This is a genomic window from Paludisphaera mucosa (genome assembly GCF_029589435.1).
Lineage (GTDB): Bacteria > Planctomycetota > Planctomycetia > Isosphaerales > Isosphaeraceae > Paludisphaera > Paludisphaera mucosa.
In genome coordinates, this window is record NZ_JARRAG010000002.1 from 3229672 (window position 1) to 3245730 (window position 16059).

General features: G+C 70.3%; 16 protein-coding genes and 1 pseudogene. 7 read left to right on the plus strand and 10 right to left on the minus strand.

Annotated elements, in window-relative coordinates; all coding sequences use genetic code 11:
* Positions 1 to 97: 97 nt before the first annotated feature.
* The 3 genes and pseudogenes from PZE19_RS22140 to PZE19_RS22150 all read left to right on the plus strand — a co-directional run bounded on the left by PZE19_RS22140 (position 98) and on the right by PZE19_RS22150 (position 4873).
* Positions 98 to 2845 (plus strand): glycoside hydrolase family 15 protein, encoded by a 2748-nt coding sequence (locus tag PZE19_RS22140; protein WP_277862777.1) that lies wholly within the window; start codon positions 98 to 100, stop codon positions 2843 to 2845.
* A gap of 145 nt (positions 2846 to 2990) precedes the next feature.
* Positions 2991 to 4175: pseudogene (gene tet / locus PZE19_RS22145) on the plus strand (Tet(A)/Tet(B)/Tet(C) family tetracycline efflux MFS transporter); the annotation flags it as partial.
* 125 nt (positions 4176 to 4300) lie between these two features.
* Positions 4301 to 4873 carry a hypothetical protein gene (locus tag PZE19_RS22150; RefSeq protein ID WP_277862778.1) on the plus strand — a complete coding sequence of 191 codons (573 nt, stop codon included), beginning with the start codon at positions 4301 to 4303 and terminating at the stop codon, positions 4871 to 4873.
* A 446-nt stretch (positions 4874 to 5319) separates the two neighbouring features.
* On the opposite strand, the gene trpE is transcribed toward PZE19_RS22150, so the two are convergent.
* Entirely contained in the window at positions 5320 to 6819 is a 1500-nt protein-coding gene (trpE, locus tag PZE19_RS22155; RefSeq protein WP_277862779.1) for an anthranilate synthase component I, read from the minus strand.
* A 345-nt stretch (positions 6820 to 7164) separates the two neighbouring features.
* On the opposite strand from trpE, the gene PZE19_RS22160 reads away from it, so the two are divergent.
* The 4 genes from PZE19_RS22160 to PZE19_RS22175 all read left to right on the plus strand — a co-directional run bounded on the left by PZE19_RS22160 (position 7165) and on the right by PZE19_RS22175 (position 10148).
* A complete protein-coding gene (locus PZE19_RS22160; RefSeq protein ID WP_277862780.1) occupies positions 7165 to 7689 on the plus strand; it encodes a UvrB/UvrC motif-containing protein in 525 nt (174 codons plus the stop codon).
* 73 nt (positions 7690 to 7762) lie between these two features.
* Positions 7763 to 8248, plus strand: coding sequence for a UvrB/UvrC motif-containing protein (locus PZE19_RS22165; protein WP_277862781.1), 486 nt, complete (start codon positions 7763 to 7765; stop codon positions 8246 to 8248).
* Complete coding sequence (locus PZE19_RS22170; RefSeq protein WP_277862782.1) at positions 8245 to 9309, plus strand: protein arginine kinase; 1065 nt, start codon at positions 8245 to 8247, stop codon at positions 9307 to 9309. Before PZE19_RS22165 ends, PZE19_RS22170 begins: the two co-directional genes overlap by 4 nt.
* Positions 9310 to 9392: 83 nt before the next feature.
* A complete protein-coding gene (locus PZE19_RS22175; RefSeq protein ID WP_277862783.1) occupies positions 9393 to 10148 on the plus strand; it encodes a J domain-containing protein in 756 nt (251 codons plus the stop codon).
* Between the two features lie 65 nt (positions 10149 to 10213).
* On the opposite strand, the gene PZE19_RS22180 is transcribed toward PZE19_RS22175, so the two are convergent.
* The 9 genes from PZE19_RS22180 to PZE19_RS22220 form a co-directional block, all read right to left on the minus strand.
* A complete protein-coding gene (locus tag PZE19_RS22180; protein ID WP_277862784.1) occupies positions 10214 to 10711 on the minus strand; it encodes a YkgB family protein in 498 nt (165 codons plus the stop codon).
* Positions 10712 to 10763: 52 nt separating this feature from the next.
* Entirely contained in the window at positions 10764 to 11372 is a 609-nt protein-coding gene (locus tag PZE19_RS22185) for a cytochrome P460 family protein (protein ID WP_277862785.1), read from the minus strand.
* Positions 11373 to 11430: 58 nt separating this feature from the next.
* Positions 11431 to 12027 carry a cytochrome P460 family protein gene (locus PZE19_RS22190; RefSeq protein WP_277862786.1) on the minus strand — a complete coding sequence of 199 codons (597 nt, stop codon included), beginning with the start codon at positions 12025 to 12027 and terminating at the stop codon, positions 11431 to 11433.
* A 152-nt stretch (positions 12028 to 12179) separates the two neighbouring features.
* The gene (locus PZE19_RS22195) at positions 12180 to 12857 is read right to left on the minus strand and encodes a Crp/Fnr family transcriptional regulator (protein WP_277862787.1); all 678 of its coding nucleotides are present in this window, start codon (positions 12855 to 12857) and stop codon (positions 12180 to 12182) included.
* Between the two features lie 124 nt (positions 12858 to 12981).
* Complete coding sequence (gene coaD / locus PZE19_RS22200; protein WP_277862788.1) at positions 12982 to 13563, minus strand: pantetheine-phosphate adenylyltransferase; 582 nt, start codon at positions 13561 to 13563, stop codon at positions 12982 to 12984.
* Positions 13563 to 14732: an aminotransferase class V-fold PLP-dependent enzyme gene (locus tag PZE19_RS22205; RefSeq protein WP_277862789.1), complete on the minus strand. Its 1170-nt coding sequence runs from the start codon at positions 14730 to 14732 to the stop codon at positions 13563 to 13565. Before PZE19_RS22205 ends, coaD begins: the two co-directional genes overlap by 1 nt.
* Positions 14733 to 14769: 37 nt before the next feature.
* Positions 14770 to 14979, minus strand: a complete 210-nt coding sequence (locus PZE19_RS22210; RefSeq protein ID WP_277862790.1) for a hypothetical protein — start codon at positions 14977 to 14979, stop codon at positions 14770 to 14772.
* Positions 14976 to 15533, minus strand: coding sequence for an HYExAFE family protein (locus PZE19_RS22215; RefSeq protein WP_277862791.1), 558 nt, complete (start codon positions 15531 to 15533; stop codon positions 14976 to 14978). Before PZE19_RS22215 ends, PZE19_RS22210 begins: the two co-directional genes overlap by 4 nt.
* Before the next feature lie 45 nt (positions 15534 to 15578).
* Entirely contained in the window at positions 15579 to 16043 is a 465-nt protein-coding gene (locus tag PZE19_RS22220) for a YkgJ family cysteine cluster protein (RefSeq protein WP_277862792.1), read from the minus strand.
* Positions 16044 to 16059 lie beyond the last annotated feature (16 nt).

Here is a 16059-nt window from a genome sequence, read left to right on the forward strand (position 1 = left end):
CGCGTGGTGCGATCGCGCGAGGGCGTCGATCGCCCCGTCGCGCGCCTCCCCCCGCGCCCGCGACATGCTGCAAACGACGATGTGAGGCAATCCGGGCATGGTGGCGACGTGGATCGAGTCGGCGGCGAAGGGTCGCAACGCGGGTCCCATCCGGGCAGGCATGTGGTCGGCCGCCGTCGTCGGCACCCACCCGATCGAGGCCGACCAGCGCGTCTGGCTCGAGCTTTACGCCGACGACCTGGCCCTGGGCCGGATCCCCACGTTCTGGATCGAGAATAAGGCCGGCAACAGCTACTGGCACGCGCCGATCCCGCCCCAGGCCGTCGGCGTCCGGCTCCACTACCGCTCGGTCGCCGAGCATCGCGACTCCGAGACGGCCTATAGCGCCTATCAAGATTCGATCGTCCGCCCCAACCTGCCCGACCGCACCGAGGCCCCCGACCTGCTCTCGCCCGCGCTCGAAGGGCTGGTCGGCAACCGTCACATGACCGTGCGGGTGGACGGCCGGGGATCGACCTACGACGTCTACTTCCCCACCGTCGGCCTGCACTCGAACGTCCGGCCGAAGGAAGGGGACCTGCCCCAGAGCCGCTCGCACTTCCGGGCGATCGTCGGCGGCCTGGCGGTCGGCCGCCGCCTCGACTGGTTCACCGAGCGTTCGGCCTGGGACGCCTTCCAGAACTACTCGGGCGCCACGAACTTGCTGACCACCGACCTGGCCTGGCGCCAGGGGCCGGTCCGCGTCCACATCACCGACTTCGTGGCGATGGGCGACACGCTCCCCAGCAACGCGGGGATGGAGAAGTCGCCGGGCCAGTACATCAAGCGGTTCCGGATCAAGAACGAGGGGCCGGAGACCCGCCAGGCGATCTTCGGGGTCTACGTCCAGGCCGAGGTCAACGGCGGCGTGGGCGACACCGGCCTGAGCTGGCACGACCAGGACCGGGCCCTGCTGGCGATCAACCGCGGCCACGGCCATTCGAACCGCAAGCTGGCCCGCGACGCGACGGTCGAGTTCGCGCTCGCCCTCGACCCCCGGGGCGACGTCGCCTGCGAGCCGACCGGGCCCAACGAGGCGATCCTCTACCGCTGGATCGAGCTGCCGCCCGGCGAGTCCGTGACCGTCGACCTGCTGGTCAGCGGCGCCTTCACGGGCTGGCGGGGCGACCAGGGCACCTTCGTCCACTGGCTGCGGCCGGCCCTGAACTGGTTCCGCTCGACCGACCTCGACGCCGTCGAGCAGAGCACGGCCCGCGAGTGGGACGATTTCGTCGAGCCGATCCCGACGCTCCACCTGCCGCGCGCCGCCTACGCCGTCAGCCTCCGCCGCTCGGCGCTGGCGGCGGCGCTCCACGCCGACATCGACGCCGGCTCGGTCGCGGCCGGGCTCGACCGAGGGCTCTCCGCCTATTGCTGGCCCCGCGACGCCATCTGGGTCGGCGGCGCCCTGGCGCGGCTCGGCCACCCCGAGATCCTCCGCGGCGTCTTCGGCTGGCTCAACCGGGTCCGGGCCCGGAACAGCCCGTTCCTCTACTGGTTCCAGAAGTACTCGATCGACGGCATGCCCGAGTGGGAGACGCCGGCGGTCGACCAGACGGCGCTGATCCCCTGGGGCCTGGAGCGCTACTACCGCGCGACCGGCGACCTGGCCTTCGTCGCCGGCGTCTGGCCGATGGTCGAGCAGGCCGCGCTCGTCTGCGGCGGCGACTCGGGGGGCCATCCCGGGCTCTTCTTCGACGAGACGCTGAACCTGGTCAGCTCCGCCGGCATGGGAGACCAGCTCTACGGCCGGTTCCTCTATTCGAACGCGGCGGTCGTCGCAGGCCTTCGCGCGGCGGCCCGGATGGCCGCGAGCCTGAATCGGACCGAGTCCGCCGACCGCTGGAACGCGCTCGCCGACCGGATCTGGAACGACGGCGTCATGAAGGCGGTCGCGACCGAACGCGAGGGGCTGCCGGGCCTGATCGACCCCGAGACCGGCCGCTTCCTCAGCGGGAGGGGTATCTCGATGCTGCGGGGCCTGTGGACCCAGAACCCCACCTTCGTCGCCGATCGTGCGGGCACCGTCGACGTCAACACCCTGGCCCTGGCCTCGCCGTTCCACCTGCTGCCCGCCACCGACCCCCATCTGCTGAAGACGGCCGAGACGATCCTCCGCGCCAACACGCCGCTCAGCGGCGACCCCAACGTCCTCGCCCGGATGTCCTACCCGCCGGTCGTCAGGGCCCGCACCGGCCACGTCGGCGAGCATCCCGAGATCTCCAGCCTGGCGACCTTCTGGATGATCCGCTACCTGATCGAGCTGGGCCGCGAATCGGGCCAGGGTCGGCACTGGACGCGGGCCATCACGATGATCGACGCGCTCCTCACACGCCTCGGCCCCCTCGGCCTGCTCTTCCGGTCCGGCGGCCGGCTGCACGAATCGGCCCGGATCGCCACGACCCCGGGGGGGACCGCCTGGGGCCTGCACGCCATGATGATCGAGACGATGCTCGACCTGGCGGGCCTCGAATACGACGCGGTCGCCCGCCGGCTTGAGATCCGCCCGGTCCTGGCCGGATCCTGGCCCCAGACCGGCGTCTCGCGCAAGTTCCCCTGCGGCGACGTCACGTATCGCCTGGAACGCCCCCTGGGGGGCGCGGTCCACCGGCTGACCTTCGACGCCGTGCTCACGGCGCCGATCACGCTCGACGTCGCCGTCACCTGCCCCGGCCTGACGGAACTCGGCCCCTGGCAGTCCACCCCCGACTCGCCCGCGCCGGAGTTCGACCCCAAGGCCGGCCGACTCTCCTGGACCCTCCCGATGGGGGCCGGCGACCACCGCTGCTCCTGGACCTGGGGCTGATCTCGGGCCGCCTCGGCTTGACAGGCCCGGCGATTTCGCGAACCTCGCACGGCCGTCCTCCGTCCGGACGGTTGGACGGATCCTGCTGCGCCCCGCTCGCGGGGCGATCTCGACGCGAGGTATCGGCGTGATCGCACGAGGCTCGATGAATCGCCCGCTCCTGGTCATCCTGATCACGGCCACGCTCGACGCGATCGGGATCGGCCTGGTCATGCCCGTCATGCCCAGCCTCCTGCGCGAGGTCTCGCAGCGCGAGGACGTCGCGGGGCACTTCGGCTACTTCCTATCGCTCTACGCGCTGATGCAATTCATCTTCTCGCCGATCCTGGGCGCGCTCAGCGACCGCTTCGGCCGCCGGCCGGTGCTGCTGCTCTCGCTCGCCGGGGCGGCGGTCGACTACACCCTGATGGCGTTCGCCCCGTCGCTCGCGCTCCTGTACGCCGGCCGGGTGATCGCCGGGATCACCGGCGCGAACATGGCCGTCGCCACGGCCTACCTCGCCGACATCTCGACCGAGGAGGAGCGCGCCAAACGCTATGGTTTCCTCAACGCGGCCTTCGGCGTGGGATTCGTCGTCGGGCCGATCCTGGGGGGGCTGGTCGGCTCGTATTCGCCCCGCTACCCGTTCCTGGCGGCGGCCCTCTTCAACGGGCTGAACTTCCTGCTCGGCCTCTTCGTGCTGTCGGAATCGCACCACCCGGAGAAACAGGCGTTCGCCCTGCCCCACCTGAATCCCTTCCGCTCGCTGCGGTGGGTGTTCGGGCTCCGCGGCGTGCTGCCGTTCGTGCTCGTCTACGTGATCATCTGCTGCGTGGGTCAGGTCCCGCAGTCGCTCTGGATCCTCTACGGCGAGGACCGCTTCCGCTGGGACGCTCGCATGGTCGGGCTGAGCTTCGCCTTCTTCGGCATCCTGTACGCGGGCTCCCAGGGGTTCCTGACCGGCAGGCTCACCGCCCGATGGGGCGAGCGCGGGGCCTTGCTGCTGGCCCTGATCGCCGACAACGCGGGATTCCTGCTGATGGCCTTCGCGACTCAGGGCTGGATGGCGTTCGCGATCTGCATCCTCCTCGCGGTCGGCGGCATCGCGATGCCCGCGCTCCAGGCCTTGCTCTCCCAGCAGGTCGACGAGGACAAGCAGGGCGAGTTGCAGGGCACCCTCGTCAGCCTCATGAGCCTGGCGACGATCGCCGGCCCCATCCTGGTCACGACCCTGTACGAGCGGACCAAGACGACCTACCCGAGCGTCGTCTGGATCTGCGGATCGGCCGTCTACCTGCTCTGCTTCCCGATCTTCTGGTACGGCCGGCGGAAGCCCGAAGGCCGTGTCTCGGACACGCCGTCGAATGGGCATGAGAATTCCCGGGAAGTCGCGATCGAAGATTCGCCCGCGGCGTCCGAATACCCAACAGTCCTCGCACCGAACGAGGGATCGTCGACATTCCGGGGAATCGGCTCATGAGCACGACTTCGACGCGATCGGCCGCCTTCGCCACCAGGGTCTCCTCGACGTGCGCCGTCGCGGCCGGGGCGCTCGGCATGTACGGGCTGACCGGCCTGTTCTTCCATTCGCCGGCCTCTCCCGCCCTGCTCCTCGGCTCGGTGGGCTGCGCGGCGGCCTCGTGGGTCCTGGCCTCGGCGGCCGTCCGGCCGGAACAGGTGGCCGACCTGCAGGAGCGCGTCACCCGCGCCTCGGAAACCGCCGTCGAGGAGATCCGCTACCTGCCCGACCGCGTGGCCCGGGCCTCCGTCGCCGCCGTCGAGGCCTTCCGCACGCCCCCGGGCCTGGCTCCGGGCGCCGCGAGGGACTGGCGAGGCCCGGCCGCCTCGAAGCCCGTCCCGCCCGCGGCCGAGCCGTACGCCGCGCAGCAAGCCCGTCGCTGGTTCCCCCGCCTGGTCAACCGCCGCAGCCCGGTCGCCGCCCGACGCGGCCTCACCGGTCGCATCCGGATGGTGAGCCACGCCGGCCGGTCGCGCCTGGCTCGCGTCCTCCACAAGGCGGCTTCGTTCGTCGCACCGACGAACGTCTGACCGGACGCTCCGACCTACCCTTTGACGTCGCGCCGGCCGCCGGGGCCGCCATCAGGCCCCGGGCGGGCTCGCCGACGCGCTCCGCGTCGGCGGCGACGCACCTCCTCGGGACCCACGAAGGTCAGTCCGGTTGATCCCTCGCGGAACGGCGTGCATGGGGACCGGCCCGCCGATTCACGAGCGCGAACCGGGCGGCCGTCTCTATTCGAGCTTCCGCTCGCATAATAACTTCAGGGCCCCGCGGGATGCCGCCGATCCGGCTGGGGAAGAAGGGCCTGAAAAAAAACACACGCAAAACGACGACCGAAGCCGATTCCTATCCGCCGTAATTGGATTTAAAATCCCGAATGGATTGGACTTAGAACGAGACCACAATTCTTGCGACCGGCGAACGGAGCCGATGCGAAGCCATAACGAAGCCGGATCGAAGCCGAACCTGAGGTCGCTCAGAGCTGGGTCTCGGCGATCTCGATGGCCTTGAGGAGCCCGCTGGCCTTGTTGACGGTCTCGTCGTACTCGTCGGCGGGGACGCTGTCGTAGACGACGCCGCCGCCGGCCTGGATGTAGGCGGTGTCGCCCCGGAGGACCAGGGTCCTCAGGGCGATGCAGGTGTCCATGTTGCCGGTGAAGTCGATGTAGCCGACGGCCCCGGCGTACGGGCCGCGTTTGGTCGGCTCCATCTCGTCGATGATCTCCATCGCCCGGACCTTGGGGGCCCCCGAGACGGTCCCCGCCGGCAGGCCCGCGCGGAGGGCGTCGAACGCGGACTTGCCCGCCTTGAGCCTCCCCGTCACGTTCGACGTGATGTGCATGACGTGGGAGTAGCGCTCGACCTTCATGACGTCGGAGAGCGTCACCGAGTCGTACTCGGCCACCCGGCCGACGTCGTTCCGGCCCAGGTCGACGAGCATGATGTGCTCGGCCCGCTCCTTGGGGTCGGCCAGCAGCTCTTCGGCGAGGGCCCGGTCCTCGGCCTCGTCCTTGCCGCGGCGGCGGGTGCCGGCGAGGGGGCGGATCGTCACCAGCCCTTCCTCGACGCGGACCAGGATCTCGGGCGAGCTGCCGATGAGCTGGAAGTCGTCGAAGGTCAGGTAGAAGAGGAAGGGGCTGGGGTTCACGACCCGCAGCACGCGGTAGATGTTGAAGGCCTTGGCCGTCGTCTTCAGCTCGAACCGCTGGCTGGGGACGACCTGAAAGACGTCGCCGGCCTTGATATACTCCTGGCAGCGGCGGACGACGTCCTCGTAGCCCTCGCGGGTGAAGTTGGAGCGGGGGGCGAGGCGGACCGGGCCGGCGGTGTCGATGTCGCGGAGCGGCAGGACGGCGGCCGGCGTCCCCAGGCGGTCGACCAGCTCGTCGACGCGGGCGCAGGCGCGACGGTAGACTTCCTCCAGGTCGCAGCCGGGATCCAGCTGGGCCTGGGCGACCACGAGCACCGTCTTGCGGATGTGGTCGAAGAGGACCATGCGGTCGAAGAAGGCGAACGAGAGGTCGGGCAGGTTGCGGTCGTCGGCGGGGGCGTTCGGCAGGTTCTCGGTGTAGCGGACGGCGTCGTAGGCGGCGTAGCCGACCGCCCCGCCGGTGAACCGCGGCAGCCCCGGGACGTGCGCGGCCCTGTGGCACTCGACCAGGTGCTGCAGCTCGCCGAAGGGGTCGTCGGAATGGTAGCGGCACTCGACGTCGGGATGGGCCGCGTCGGTGACGACGATCTCGCGGCCCCGGGCCTCGAACCGCAGGAAGGGCTCGGTCCCCAGGAAGCTGTAGCGGCCGACCTTCTCGCCGCCCACGACGCTCTCGAACAGGAAGGACGGCGCCGACCGCTCGATCCGGCTGAAGGCCGAGACGGGCGTGAGGTCGTCGCCGACGAGCTGACGGTAGACCGGGACGCAGGCCGCGGTGCCGGCGAGGGCGGCGAAGTCCTCGAACGAAGGGCGATGGATGCTCATGTCGGGTGGCGGAGTCCAGGGTCCCGGGGCCGTAAGGCGTGTTGGTGAATACGTTAGCAGCCCGGACCAAACCCGGCAAGCCGGGCGGCCCGGGAACCGAGGACGCCGCGCCGGCCGCCGACTCGGACGGTCGCGACGGCGGGAGGTTCGCGAGGCCCCGAGGGCGCTTCGGCCCGCATTCCGGTTTCTTGACAGCCCACCGGGGTCAACTAGAATGAAAAATACGGCAAGATGCAGATGAGATCGCGAGGGCGCCGCACGCTCGAATCGGGAGTCCCGCCCGTCGGGAGTCCCCCGGACCACGGTCCGTCGCCGGCCTTGCGGGAGCTGGCGGAGAAACCACCCATGAAATGCCAGAAGTGTGCGAAGCCGGCGACCTTCCACATCACCGACGTGGTCGAGAAGGGGAAGCATCAGGAGTTCCACTTCTGCGACGAGCACGCGCGCCAGCACCTCGCCCCGCCCGAGGAGGCCGCCGAGACCCAGACGATGGGCGAGCTGGCCTCGAAGCTCGCCGCCGCGCCCGGGACGTCCGGGGCCCCGGGCTCGATGCGCGAGGCGTCGGCGGCCGACAAGCAGGTCTGCCCGGTCTGCCAGATCACCTTCCTGGAGTTCCGCAACTCGGGCCGGCTGGGCTGCCCTTACGACTACGAGGTCTTCCGCGACGAGCTGATGCCGCTTCTGGAGAGCATCCACGGCGACACCCGGCACTCCGGCAAGGTCCCCAAGCGGGCCCCCCGCAACACCCAGCAGCAGACCACCCTGATCCAGCTCCGCAACGAGCTCAAGCGGGCCGTCGCCGCCGAGGACTACGAGGCCGCCGCGCGGCTCCGCGACAAGATCCAGGGGATCGAGCAGGACCCCGCTTGATCGGGCCGCGGCGGGGCCCCGGCGATCGGGCCGGAGCCGGATCGATGGCGACTTGCAGGGGGCGGACCCGGCCATGACGTGTCAACGATGCCAGGACGAGGCCGTCGTCCACCTCACCGAGCTGGTCGACGGCCGGCGCAAGGAGACCCACCTGTGCGTCGCCTGCGCCCGGGCCTCGGGCCTGAGCCTGCCCGACGCCCCGCCCGACTTCGGCCTCGACGCGGTGCTCCAGGACCTCATCAAGAAGCACGTCGGCGAGCTGGTGGGCGAGCTGGCCGAGTCGACCTGCCCCGACTGCCGGCTCCGCTACATGGACTTCCGGACCGGCGGCCGGCTGGGCTGCCCGCACGACTACCAGGTCTTCCGCAAGGGCCTGCTCCCCATGCTCCAGCGTTTCCACGGCGCCACCCGCCACGTCGGCAAGCGGGCCCGGGCCCGCCCCGGGGCGTCGCTCCGCCTCCGCCTCCGCTCCCAGCTCCGCCAGGCCGTCGCCCGCGAGGACTACGAGGAAGCCGCGAGGCTGCGCGACCAGATTCGCCTCAAGGATCAACACGCATGACACTGGACGACCTGACGAGAACCTCCGGCGAATGGCTCCGCGGCGCGGGCCCCGAGAGCGACATCGTGATGTGCTCGCGCATCCGCCTGGCCCGCAACCTGGCCGACTTCCCGTTCACCAACCGCGCCAGCCGCAACGAGAAGGCCGGGATCGAGTCGCAGGTCAAGTCGGCCGTCGACGCCGCCGGGCTCGACGTGGCCTACTTCGACGTCAACGGCATGAACAACCTCGACCGCCAGTTCCTGGTCGAGCGCCAGATCATCTCCCGCGAGCTCGCCGGCGGCGAGGGCCCGCGGGGCGTGGCCGTCACGCCCAAGGAGAACATCTCGATCATGGTGAACGAGGAGGACCACCTCCGCATCCAGTACATGCTCTCGGGCTTCCGCCTGAACGAGGTCTGGGACGAGATCACCGCGCTCGACGACCAGCTCGAGGACGACATCGCCTACGCCTACAGCTCGTCGCTGGGCTACCTCACCGCCTGCCCCACCAACGTCGGCACCGGCATCCGCGTCGGCGTCATGCTGCACCTGCCGGGCATCGTCGCCAACAAGCAGATCGACAAGGTCTTCCGCGCCCTCCAGAAGATCAACCTCGCCGTCCGCGGCCTCTACGGCGAGGGCTCCCAGGCGTTCGGCGACTTCTACCAGATCTCCAACCAGCAGACCCTGGGCAAGAGCGAGGAGGAGATCATCAAGATCCTCACCGACGTCGTACCCCAGGTCCTCCAGTTCGAGCGGTCGGCGCGGCAGGACCTCGTCACCGGCCGCCGCCAGCACCTCCACGACCAGGTCAGCCGGGCCTACGGCGTGCTCAAGACCGCCCAGACGATCTCCAGCGAGGAGACGATGCTGCTCCTTTCCAGCGTCCGCATGGGAATCAACCTAGGCTTGATCGACGACCTGTCCATTTCGACGGTCAACGAGCTGTTCATCCAGACCCAGCCGGCGTTCCTCCAGAAGCTCCGCGGCAGCGAGCTGGGCGTCGAGGAGCGGAACGTCGCCCGGGCCTCCTACCTGCGCAGCCGGCTGGCGAACGGCCGGGCCGTCGAGGACGAATAGAGGCCCCGCCCCCTCGCCCGAATCCGGCCCGGGCCGGGTCGAGGTCGAACCGCCCCTCCCCCCAACCGGACAGGATCGACGCGTTGCCATCCTTCAGCTTCGACATCGACCCCTACAAGGTCCTCGGCGTCACCAGCGAGGCCTCGCTCCAGGAGATCCGCGAGGCCTATCGGGCGAAGACCAAGAAATACCACCCCGACGTCGGCGGCGAGGACTGGACCTTCCGCATCCTCTCGCAGGCGTACGAGCTGCTGAGCACCAACCGCGTCATGCGGGCGACCCACGCCGAGGCCCCGCGGCCCCGGCCGGCCGCGCCCGTCGGCGGCCACCACGACCGCCACGCCCACGACCGCCACGGGCCGCATCGGCCCGAGCCCAAGTCCGAGTCGGTCTACGCCGGCATCATCGACAAGCAGACCCCCGCGCACCGGCGGGCGGCCGTCGAGGTGCTCAGCGTGCGCTACCTCTGGGACCAGGCCTCGTACCTCTGGCTCAACCAGAAGTCGTCCGAGGACGACCGCTTCCTGAGCTGCAGCGTCAACGTCTCGTGGCCCGACCGGGGCCAGGGGGACGGGCAGGGCCCGGGGCAGACCGCCGCGGCAGAGGAGTCCGAGATCCTGGCCTCGCTGAGCGAGGTCTTCGATCACCTCGTGCTGGAGACCCGCGCCGTCAGCTCGCGGTGCCACGCCGGCGAGGACGGGTTCAGCGGCTGGCTGACCTACACCAACTTCGACCGCACCTGGAAGGCGGTCCGCATGCTCCAGGAGCGGCTCCACGCCCGCAACCTGGGCATGCGGCAGTGGTCGCGCGACCTGTTCATCCCCAAGAACTGGAGCTGAGCGGGGCCCGGGCCCGCGACCCGGCCCCGACGCTTCGGACGAGGGTCCGTGGGATCGACCGGCCCTCAGGCGTGCGGGCCGGCGGCCGAGGCATCGGCGGTGCGGACGTCTCGTCCGAAGCCCGAAGCCTCGAGCGCTTCCCCGACCGTGAACAGGGCCGCCCCCAGCAGCACGACGTCCTTGAGCAGGAATTGCCCCGGCATGGCCGACAAGGCCGGGAAGCCGCCCAGGCTCGGCTCCCAACCGGGGGTCGAGATCAGGAAGCTCAGGGTGGTCAGGAACATCCCCACCGCGAGCCCACTCCCCGCGGCCGAGCCGAGGGGCCAGATCGGACGCACAGCGATCAGCAGCCCGACGGCGATCTCCACGACGCCCAGGAAGGCGGCGAAGCCGCCGACGCTCACGACGTCGTAGACCCAGCGCATCGGCGGGCTGTTCGCCACCAAAGGCCTGATCCCCTCGGCTTCGTAGGCGGTGAATTTCATCCCGCCGATCCAGAGCAGGACGAGGACCAGCCCATAGCGGGTGACGTGCAAACCGATCGACTTCAGACGGTCGCCCATGGGGGACGGCTCCTCGAGCATCGGGGTGGATGGAGCTTCTCGCAGCGGGATCTTACTTCGAAGGGTCGGCCTTCGTCAGCGAAGGGTAGCCGCGGACGTAGATCCAGTCGTCTTTCCTGGCCGGGACGTGGCACGACTTGCAGTCGATCTCGTGGTCGGTCGCCACGTTGCGATCCGGTGCGTCGGCCTTGAACAGGGCCCATCCCCAGCCGTCGCCCCACAGGGCGTTGTCCGGGAACCGGCCCCTGGCGTCCTTGACCATGACGAACCAGAGCTTGACGCCGTCCTCCCAGTGGGCCTGCCCCGTCGTCATGCGATCCGACTTGATCCCGTCGACCTCCTTCACCAGGACCGCGCCGTCGGGGAACTTGCCGTCTCGCCGGTAGGCTTTCACGTCCTCCGGCCGGGAATAGACCACGTGCATCTCGTCGACCGGCTGGCCGGGCTTCGTGGCCACCGCGTAGGCGCCGAGGTACTGGAAGGTGTCGCGATAGTCGGTCGGCCGCGTGATCGCGCCGTCTTTCGCGACGTACGGCGAAAATTCGCCGGCGCGGGCGGGCGGGTCGTCGGGCCCTGGAGCTCCGGACGCGATCGTCGCCGCGACGATCGCCGTCGCGGTCAGGCAGCCGGCGACGAGCCGGCGGGGGGCCTTGATACTCATGGGATGTACCGCCTGGGGTTGGAGGCCACGATCCGGACGAGACGAGCCGCGCCGCATGTCACTTCGTCTTCGGCGACGCCGCGCGAAGGACGGGGTAGAACTGGGTGAAGACGTAGTCCTTGGCTGCGCTGGACTGGTGGCACGAGTTGCACGCCGCGGCGTCCTGCTTCGCGGCCTCGGCCTTGAGCGGGTACTTGTGGCCGAAGCTGAAGTAGCCCCAGTGGCCCGGCTCGTCCTGGAATCGTTTCGAGTCCTTGATCGAGGCTTCCAGGCCGATGAAGTCGCCCATGAAGTAGCCGCTTCCGCTGGTCGCCTCCTTGGCCCCGACGGCGACGAGTTCCTTGATCATCACGGCGCCGTCGCGGAACTCGCCGGTCTTCTCGAAGTGGGCGAAGCTCTCCGGGTCGATGTAGACGGCGTGGAAGTCCGGGAACGGGGCCTCCCCGCCGTTGAGCTCGTTGGGAGTCAGGGGCGTGCCGACGTACACCCACCTGCGATAGCCCTCGGGCTTCCTGAGCTTCCCGTCCTGGGCGAACTCGACGAGGGACGCCGGCCCGTCGGGCGGCGCGGCCCCGGCCAGCACGTAAGTCATCGCGGCGATCCCGGCCAGGACCGCGGTCCCCAGGGCGATGCGCAAACGATTCGTTCCGACCATAAGGCGGCCTCGTCCTTTCGGTGTCAGGAGATTTGCGAGACCTCGCGCAGGGCGACGGCGGCTCCGCGCCTGCGGCGACTCAGGATGAGATGCTAACCCGGCCGCGGAGTTCAAGATGTCATCGAGATGACAATCCGGAGGATTCGCGGAGATCAACCGCCGGCGACGCGGTCCAGGCCGGCGAGGTCGTCCACGCAGAAATGGCAGCGCGTGTACTCGATGAGTCCTTCGCGCCGCATCTTGACCAGCTCGGCGCTGACGACGGGGCGCGCCGCGCCGAGGATCTCGGACAGATCCTGATGGCTGAGTCGCACGTCGATCGTGTGGCCGTGCTTGCAGCGTTGTCCCTCGAAGCAGATGAGATCCCGCAGCGCGGCGGCCATTCGGGCCCGGAGCGGCGTGATGATCTGCCAGAGCAGACGACGTTCGAGAAGCTGGGACCGGGCCGTCGTCGATTCGAGCAGCATGGACGCGAGCCCGGCGTCGGCGCGGGCGGCGGCTTCCAGCTCCGCCCGTCCCACCTCCACGACCTCGGCGGGGCCGTGGGCGACGGACAGCTCGGGCTGCGGCGAGAGGAACCCCCGAAACGCACGCCCGCCGAACGGCCGATCGCCGAAGAGGCCGCCCCGGCCGAGGACCAGCCTCGTGAAGTGATCGCCGTCGGGCCGCGGGTCGACGACCTTGACGTATCCGGCCGCCACAACCCAGCAGCGCCCCGCCGTCGGGTCCGTGCAGACCGTCTCCGCAGACTTCAACGACCGGCGACGAGCCGTCCGAACCTGGGCGGCGGCCTTGACGAAGTCCTCGGCCCAGCTTTTCTCAAGGATCATCTCGACTCTCGCGACTCGGCCCTCGAGAACCTGACACGCCCGAGGCGGTGCGGACGAGCAGGATGGATCTCGCCGTGCGGACGTCTCCTGGAGATCGATCGGCCCCGGCTTCCCGCGCGAGTCCTCAGGGGGGCGTCGTCGGCGGGCTGGCGTCGCGCTTGTCGTAGTCGACGTACGGGTCGACGGCCGGGTGGCGGCGGTTCTTGGCCAGGATCGGCTCGATCAGGATCTCGGGGACGAACAGCTTCAGGGCGTCGACCCCGCCGAACTTGGCGACCTGCCGCACCAGCGAGCTGGAGACGTGCGAGTACTGGCCGTCGGCCATCAGGAAGACGGTCTCGATCTCGGGGTCGAGCCGCTGGTTGGTCAGGGTCATCCCGAACTCGTATTCCATGTCGGTCAGCGTGCGGAGGCCGCGGAGGATCACCCGGGCCCCGATCCGCCGGACGTACTGGACGGTCAGCTCCTCGAACGACTCGACCGAGACGTTGTCGAACGGGGCGACCACGCGCTCGGCCAGCTCGATGCGCTCCTCGACGGTGAACAGCGAGGTCTTGCTGGGATGGACGCCGATCCCCACCACGAGGTGGTCGAAGAGCAGCCGGCCGCGGCGGATGACGTCGAGGTGGCCCAGCGAGATCGGGTCGAACGTGCCGGTGAACACCGCCGTCCGGAAGGGGTCGCGCGGGTGTTCGCTGGGACGCATCAAGAACCTCTTCCGGATGGGGGGGCGACGCCCCTCGCCGCGGCGAGGCCGTCGCGCAGCCGCCGCAGGTCGTCGTCGTCGGTGTAGACGTGGGGGCTGATCCGGAGCCGGCCCCGGCGGCACGAGGCGATCACGCGGTGCGACCGCAGCAGGGTCGCCGCGGCCTCGGGGTCGACGCCGTCGGCCGCCGCGACCACGATCGCCGAGCGGTCCTCGGGCCGGGTCGAGCCCAGCACCCGCCAGCCCGCCTCGGCGACGGCCTCGCGCACGGCCTCGGCCCGGTCGAGGAGCCGCAGCGAGAGGTCGCGCGGGCCGATCTCGCGGAGCAGGGTCAGGCTCGCGGCGAAGCCCTGGAGGCCCGGCATGTTGCACGAGCCCCCCTCCCAGCGCTGGGCGTTGGGCTTGAGGGTGAAGTCGAGGCCGGGGGCGCTGAACGCCCCCGTCACGCTGTGCCAGCCGACGCCCAGCGGCCGGAGGCGGTCGATCCACTCGCGACGGACGTAGAGGAAGCCGGCCCCCTCGGGGCCCAGCAGCCACTTGTGGCCGTCGGCCGCGGCGAAGTCGACGGGGGTCCGACGGACGTCCAGCTCCAGCGGGCCGAGCCCCTGGATGGCGTCGACGAAGAACGCGACGCCCCGCGAACGGCAAAGTTCGCCGATCGCGTCCAGGTCGTTGCGGAAGCCCGAGGCGAACTCGACGTGGCTCACGGCGAGCACCCGCGTGCGGTCGTCCATCGCGTCCCGCAGGTCCTCGATCCGGATGCGGTCGTCGCGCGAGGGGACGAGGCGGGTCTCGACGCCCCGGTCGGCCAGGTTCATCCACGGGTAGACGTTCGAGGGGTATTCCTCCGCCGGGACGACCACGTTGTCGCCGGCCTTCCAGGGGAACCCCTCGGCGACCAGGCCGATGCCGTGCGTCGTGTTGGCGACGAAGGCGATCTCGTCGGGGTGGGCGGCGATCCAGTCGGCGAGGTCGGTGCGGAGGGCCTCGATCCGGGCCCCCCACTCGCCCCAGCGGGTCGCGCCGTGGGCGGCCTGGCCTTCGGCCCAGAGGCGGAGGGCCTCGGCGGAGCGGCGGGGGATCGGGGCGACCGCCGCGTGGTCGAAGTAGGCCCATTCCCGGGCCACCGGGAATTCGGCCTCGCGGATCGCCGCCCAGTTCATCCCCATCCCGTCCCGTCCCCCTCGCCTGACGACGCGCCCGGCCTCAGCGGCGGGCGCTCTTGCCGATGATGAAGACGGCCGCGGCGGCCAGGATGGCGGTGCCGAAGTAGCCGTCGAGCGAGCGGCCCTCGGCCTTCTCCTCGCCGCCGGCCTCTTCCTGGGCGCGAGCGACCGGGCCCGCCGCCAGGGTCAGCCCCAGGGCGACCAGGCTTGCGGCGATCAGGCGGGTCCACCGACGTCTCGTGGGGTTCATCGTTCGCGTTCCTTGACGGGTTTGGGGCGTCGGGGCGATTCGGCGAGCATGGGGAGCCATTCGGAGAGCGGGCGGACGCGGCGGCGGAAGGCCTTGCGGGCCATCGCCACGGCCTTCCAGGCCGGGCCTCGCGATCGCAGGTGGGCCAGGTAGTCGTCGAGGCCGACCGCCCAGAAACGGTACTCCAGCCCCCGGAACGAATAGGCCCCGGCGTCGGGCAGGCCGAACTCCTGGGGGGCCTCGGCGTAGACGAAGCTCAGGATCGGCCGGAAGCCGGGGCCGAACAGCTCACCCCAGCGGACCAGGCCGTCGAGGTCGTCGGTCGTCACCCAGTTCTCCCAGTCGCGGCGGCCCAGGCGATTCTTGGCCCGCTTCCCCTTCACTTCGACGACCAGGTTGTCCGCGAATCGAGGATACAGCAGGAAGTCGGGGTTTTTCACCCCCCCGTCGCCGAATATCGCCCGCTTGGCCTCGTCGACCGCCACGCATGGCACCCGCAGCGAGCGGACGTAACCCTCGAAGGCGGCCTCGTAGTGGTTGGAGCGGATGGCCATGGGCGGAAGCTTTCGTCGCCGGGACGGCGGGGTCCCGGCATCCCGTCAGGGCAGGGTCACGATCGGCAGCAGGTCGGGCGCGGGGGCCGGCTTCGCCGCGGGCTTCTTCCGGGGGGGGAGCAGGGCCTCGGCATACTCCCAGATCTGCTCGGGGGTTTCGAAGAGCTTCTCGAACGACCAGTCGTCGTCGTACTCGCAGGCTTCCGTCGTGTAGTCGCGGCAGATCTTGGGGCGGTCGTGGTAGATGCCGCAGCGATGGTCGTCGAGCAGGTACTGGCACTTCGACGAGACCAGGAGATACCAGGTCTCCTCGTGAGTGTAGATCATCGTCTGGCCGTGCGCGAGGTACCAGCGGATCGCGTCGTAGTCGTCCCAGGTCGTCGGGCCGTCGATGGGGGCGGAGAAGTACCGGCAGCATTTGCCGGTGCAGTGGTCGCACAGCGACTCGCCGGGCTTCAGTTCGTCGCGACGGGGCTTGCGGGGGAGCGGCGGGAGGGCGGGCGGCTTCAACGAAAGGTCCCCCGGT